This window comes from Lactiplantibacillus plajomi (assembly GCF_005405405.1).
GTDB classification, from domain to species: Bacteria; Bacillota; Bacilli; order Lactobacillales; family Lactobacillaceae; genus Lactiplantibacillus; species Lactiplantibacillus plajomi.
Window position 1 is genome coordinate 1 of sequence record NZ_BJDZ01000053.1, and the last position, 5028, is coordinate 5028.

At 38.9% G+C, this 5028-nt stretch carries 8 protein-coding genes and 1 pseudogene; 4 read left to right on the forward strand and 5 right to left on the reverse strand.

All coding sequences use genetic code 11. From position 1 onward, the window contains the following. On the reverse strand, window positions 1–1722 hold a 1722-nt coding region (gene mobQ, locus FFM82_RS13235; protein ID WP_137646228.1), incomplete at its 3' end, for a MobQ family relaxase. A gap of 251 nt (window positions 1723–1973) precedes the next feature. On the opposite strand from mobQ, the gene FFM82_RS13240 reads away from it, so the two are divergent. Both FFM82_RS13240 and FFM82_RS13245 read left to right on the forward strand, forming a co-directional pair. Beyond that, the gene (locus FFM82_RS13240; protein ID WP_003555660.1) at window positions 1974–2201 is read left to right on the forward strand and encodes a hypothetical protein; all 228 of its coding nucleotides are present in this window, start codon (window positions 1974–1976) and stop codon (window positions 2199–2201) included. A 22-nt stretch (window positions 2202–2223) separates the two neighbouring features. Continuing rightward, window positions 2224–2502 carry a hypothetical protein gene (locus FFM82_RS13245; RefSeq protein WP_137646229.1) on the forward strand — a complete coding sequence of 93 codons (279 nt, stop codon included), beginning with the start codon at window positions 2224–2226 and terminating at the stop codon, window positions 2500–2502. Here FFM82_RS13245 and FFM82_RS13250 read toward each other — a convergent pair. From FFM82_RS13250 to FFM82_RS13260, 3 genes and pseudogenes are all read right to left on the reverse strand, one after another. After that, window positions 2492–2632: pseudogene (locus tag FFM82_RS13250) on the reverse strand (zeta toxin family protein); the annotation flags it as partial. The gene FFM82_RS13245 and the pseudogene FFM82_RS13250 overlap by 11 nt on opposite strands. A gap of 20 nt (window positions 2633–2652) precedes the next feature. Then, entirely contained in the window at window positions 2653–2838 is a 186-nt protein-coding gene (locus FFM82_RS13255) for a hypothetical protein (protein ID WP_137646230.1), read from the reverse strand. Between the two features lie 46 nt (window positions 2839–2884). Then, complete coding sequence (locus FFM82_RS13260) at window positions 2885–3166, reverse strand: type II toxin-antitoxin system RelB/DinJ family antitoxin (RefSeq protein WP_003660204.1); 282 nt, start codon at window positions 3164–3166, stop codon at window positions 2885–2887. 261 nt (window positions 3167–3427) lie between these two features. On the opposite strand from FFM82_RS13260, the gene FFM82_RS13815 reads away from it, so the two are divergent. Together FFM82_RS13815 and FFM82_RS13265 are read left to right on the forward strand one after the other, a co-directional pair. Continuing rightward, window positions 3428–3955 carry a helix-turn-helix domain-containing protein gene (locus tag FFM82_RS13815; RefSeq protein WP_225425731.1) on the forward strand — a complete coding sequence of 176 codons (528 nt, stop codon included), beginning with the start codon at window positions 3428–3430 and terminating at the stop codon, window positions 3953–3955. After that, window positions 3946–4836, forward strand: coding sequence for an IS3 family transposase (locus FFM82_RS13265; protein WP_263854493.1), 891 nt, complete (start codon window positions 3946–3948; stop codon window positions 4834–4836). The genes FFM82_RS13815 and FFM82_RS13265 overlap by 10 nt, the downstream gene beginning before the upstream one ends. A 27-nt stretch (window positions 4837–4863) precedes the next feature. On the opposite strand, the gene FFM82_RS13270 is transcribed toward FFM82_RS13265, so the two are convergent. Further along, the coding region (locus tag FFM82_RS13270) for a transposase (RefSeq protein WP_143143456.1) at window positions 4864–5028 on the reverse strand (165 nt) is incomplete at its 5' end.

The window sequence follows — 5028 nt, forward strand, 5'->3', positions numbered from 1 at the left end:
TTTAGTGCCATCATGCTTTAAAACCCGTTGTAAGTGATGATTTTCTAACTGATCTAAGCTAAGCTGTCCCGATAAATAAGCTAGTCCTTGTTGATGTTCTTGGGGACTGAACACCTGTGGTGGATTTGCTTGCCACTGTTCAATTGTTTCAGCCTGACATGGCTTTAAAACAGGATCATAGTACATCACGGCTGTATAGGCTTGTTCCTGTTTAGTCATTGGTAATTCATCTAAATCGCCTTTGGGAAAGGCCCTTTTCAATACTTCATGGTATTGCGTTTTAATGACTTGCTTAACAGCCATGATTGTTCGCAAATCTTTGACTGCGCGAGTAATCTTTTGCTGCTCGGTTGGTGAATACTTTTCTAGTAGACCTTGATCAACGTGTTCTAGACTTTCTAAGCTATCATCATGAATCATCAGCGTATATTTAAGCTCGATTTTGACTTCCTTTTCTTGTTGCATTAATAACTTCCAGCCAACGTATGGCCGTTTGGTAAAGGTCAATAATTGTCGGACCAATAAATCATCACGAATATTCATTAAACGTTCGTTTAATTCACTGCCTTTGAAAATCGTTTGTTCACTATTAGTTTCTTTAATTAATTCTCGTCTTTCAGCTTGCGTGGTCTGTTCAAAATTAAGCTCTGGATAAAGTTTTTTCGTCGTGCGATCAACTACTTTATTTAAGAGTTCATCTGCTTTTTTGAGTGAGCTTTCTTGTTGGTTAATTGTCAATAATTGTTTAGTCACATCTTCACCAACCGCATGTTTAATTAAGGTGCTGTTTTTCCAATTAAATAGCATGCGCCGCTTATCATCTAAACTTTCCAAACTAATATAAGTTTTCAGTTCATGGCTTAACTCTTTGACCACTTTTTTCTCGTTAAACGAGAAGTGTTTACTTAGGCTATCTAAATGACCTCGATTGATTACTTTTTCTTGGTTATTTTTATAACTGGCTTTGGCCTTGCGATAGTCCTTAACTTGTTGGTTAAATTCTTTTCTTTCATGCCGCTTACTATTGATTCCCTCATGTTGCATTGGGGTATCATCTATTCCCTCCTCGATAAATGATTTTTCACTGATCCGATCGGGAATATTTTTTTGCTCTAAAACTTGATTTACACTAACCGCCCAATTGTGCCGCCATTCAGTTATTTTTTCTTTTTTATCCCAATCAACCAACCAAATTTTTCGGTTTCTCACATTCCCTGCAGGGGTCTTAGTTTTATTACCATGACTATCTAAAATGTATTCGGTTTTTGTTTTCTGTCCCCAAGTACCATCGGGGTTAAATGGGCGATTGGTTAACATCACATGAGCGTGCGGATTATCTGGGTGGTCGCGATGAATTGCCACGTCGACTACCATGCCCTCATCAACAAAATTTTCTTGCACATATTTTGTCAGTAATTCTTTCTGTTCGGATTCACTTAATTCTACCGGTAAAGCCACGTTAAACTCTTTTGCATACCGTGAGTTTGATTTACGATCTTTCTTTTCAACTTCATTCCACAACTGCTCTCGATCACTGGCCCATTTTGGTGCATTTTTGGGAGTTAAAATAAAGCTTTCTGGCATAACCGAGCGGGCATAAAAATAGTGGCGACCTTCCTTATCATCAAATAGCTTTTCACCACTTCGATAAGCGGCACTGGCAATCGTACTTCGTCCTTTACCAGCACTAATATTACTAAAACTCATGTGAAAAATTGCCATGTCTGTCACCACCTTTCTTTGGGTTTATGGGTTTGACTTTGTTGTCGCCATCGGCGACTTCTAATACAGGTTTTAATGGGTTTAGCACAACGTCATCAAAGATGACGTGTAAGTGCGCATTAACCTCGTTTCACTCGGTCTGCTGATTCTCTTAACTTTAACTTAGTGTATGCCTTCCGCTTCGCTATTTCAACTTTTATATTTTGACTTAACGTTTCCTATATGATATAGTTTCGGTGATTATTTCTAATATGATTGGAGGGATCGTTATGTCTCAAAGTAACTTAGAAAAACAAGAAGCTAAATTAAAAGCCCTTAATCAAAAAATTAAGGACGAAAAAAATAAGATTGAACAACGGCTAGGTAAACAAATCATCAGTCAAGCCAATTTAGATTATGCTAATTTGTCTAACGATCAGATTAAGCTTTTAGCTAAGCAATTTTCTGAGTTTTTAAAGGTGAAATCCGTAGATCATTAGCCATACGAGATGGGGAAATTCCATGTCTAATCAATATGAAAAACTAGTCGAGCAGCAAGCGCGTTTAAAACAAAAAATTGAGCGGGAATATTTTAAATTACGACAATCTAAATACTATGAAAATCGGCAAGCCCGCAAAGCCCGTTCTCGCCGATTAATTCAAAAAGGGGCTTTATTAGAAAAGTACTTTCAAGCTAATAACCTCTCGGTCGAACAAACCGAAGAACTTTTAAAAACATTTGCTGACTATGTTAACGCCCATAAACCGGATAAATTAAAAAACGATCAACCTAATAACTAGGCCGATCGTTTTTATTTTCTGGATCATTTCTAGGCTTTACTTCTGGGTTTTGATCTGCAAAATTTTGTAACTGCTTTTGCACCTTTTCTGGATAAGTAATATTTTGGTTTATCCAAGGAAAATTCCTCAATATATATTGGGGTTTATCTATCAACGGACAAAGTCCTTTCGCTTAATAACCTCATCTTGCCTTTTATCTAAAAAGTAGGTATATAAAGCGTCATATACTTTGCGCTTTTCTGGATCTGGCTCATGTAATGACTTATCAAGTAAATCTTTTAAATCAGTTTCTTTGGCAATTTCAAAAAAGTCATTAATTTTGATTGTACCTTTCATGTTCATCACACTTCCAAGTTATTAATTTATTTAATCTGATAAGCCATTAGTCCTCATCTGGATCATTGAGCCAATCAGCGACTTCTTTAGCGTCTTTGAACTCTGTTACTGGTGTCTCTTTGGTAGCCTTTAAAAAGCGTAAATTAGCTCTTTCTTCTTCGCTTAAAGACACATTAAAAGGTAAGGCACCATTAGCAACAATCCGCTTATAAAACATATTGATCGCGGTAGTTGGGTTTAGACCTAACTGGCTTAAAACGGCTTCGGTATTATCTGCCAATTCTTTGTCAATCTGGACTTGTACGCGTTTCTTTTCCTTAACTGCCATGATTTTCTCGCCCCCCTTTATTACTACTCACATTATACTAATCTTTGAGTACCATCTCAATTAGCCTGCTTCTTTAAAAGTTGTGAATTTAAGTTTGCTGTCCTTTCCGCAATGGCACTTATACAACGTTCCTAAAGTGCCCGTAAGCGCATTTTAAAACACGTTTAATATAATTATGCTCTATCTGTTTAAAACAGCTTAAATGGCCTTTAAAGTGAACCCCTAAGGTTGGACACCAAATCTAACCTTGGGGGTTTTACTATGTCAAAATTTAATTTAGAACTTCGAATAAAGGTCGTTACTGAATACTTATCTGGTAAAGGTTCACCGTCTCTAGCTAAGAAGTATCGCATTAGCAATCATTCAATCATTCTGGACTGGGTTCATCGATTTGAGCGGCGAGGTATTGAAGGTCTAAAAGACCGGTCAATGTCCCAAGAATATTCTAGTCAGTTCAAAGTCGATGTATTAAACTGGAAGAAACGAAATCAAGCTTCGCTTCCAGTGACTGCCTTACACTTTGACTTGTCGTCGCCAAGTACGATTTGGCAGTGGGAAAAACACTTCCAGGAATCTGGAATAGCGGGACTTGAGCGCAAACGAGGGAATCCTAAGACCATGGCCAAACACAAGCAGAACAACCCCAAACCTGAAAAACCACAGACTCCAGCCGCAGAATTGAAGCAGCTAAAACAAGAGAATCAAATGTTAAAAATAGAAAATGAATTCTTAAAAAAACTCGATGCCTTAGCACGAAAGAAGTCAAAACACACGAACTCATCGAACTAGTAGACGAGTTAAGGCAGAATTTTCAAGTTTCCATCAAACTAGTTCTTAAGGCTGTTCGTATTCCTCGCAGCACGTATTATTATGCTAAGGAGCATCGTGGTCGTAACTTAGATGATTCACAAATTATTCAGGCAATTGATGAGATTCGTCAACAAGATCCAAAATATACTCGGAAGTACGGGTACCGACGAATAACCGGTGCTTTACATGACGCTTATGGCTTTAAGATCAACCATAAGCGGGTCTTACGGATTATGCGGGAACAAGACTGGCTATGTGGCGCCTTTAATCGGCAGAAACGAAAGTATAATTCTTACAAGGGAACTGTTGGCGTCATCGCCCCAAATCGACTTAAGCGACGATTCAAAACAGATCGGCCTTACCAGAAGTTAGTCACCGACGTCAGTGAATTTCGATATGGGAACCAAAGCCAAAATGAACGGGTTTATTTAGCACCAGTCCTCGACCTCTTCAATGGAGAGGTTCTGGCTTTCAATATCAGTGACCACCCGACCGTTGAATTCGCTTTAAAACCTTTGAAAGAAGCCCTAAATCGAATACCGGTGTTAGATTATCGGACGACTGTCCATACTGACCAAGGGTTTCAGTATCAGCATCGCCACTGGCAAAACACGCTTAAAGAGCACCATGTATTTCAGAGTATGTCGCGTAAAGCCACTTGTCTCGACAACGCCGCCATGGAGTCGTTTTTTCACATTATGAAAGTCGAGGTTATGGATGAACATTTTGAGACCAAAACAGCGCTTATCGAAGCTATGAACGAATGGATAGACTTCTACAATCATCGGCGCATCAAAACAAAATTGGACGGCAAGTCCCCGGTAAAATACCGGGAACTTACCGCCCAGAAAGCAGCTTAATAAAGTTGTCCAATTTTAAGAACGTGTTTAGAATCTTTTCAAGAGTATTCGCAGGAAGGCTAAGCTAATCATCATCTTACTGGTGTTCAGCTTTCGCTCACAATTGCGCCAGAGGCGCCGATATTTTCCTAGCCAGCTAAAACTGCGTTCGATAACCCAGCGTTGCGGGGTCACTTGACCGTGCCTAAGGTC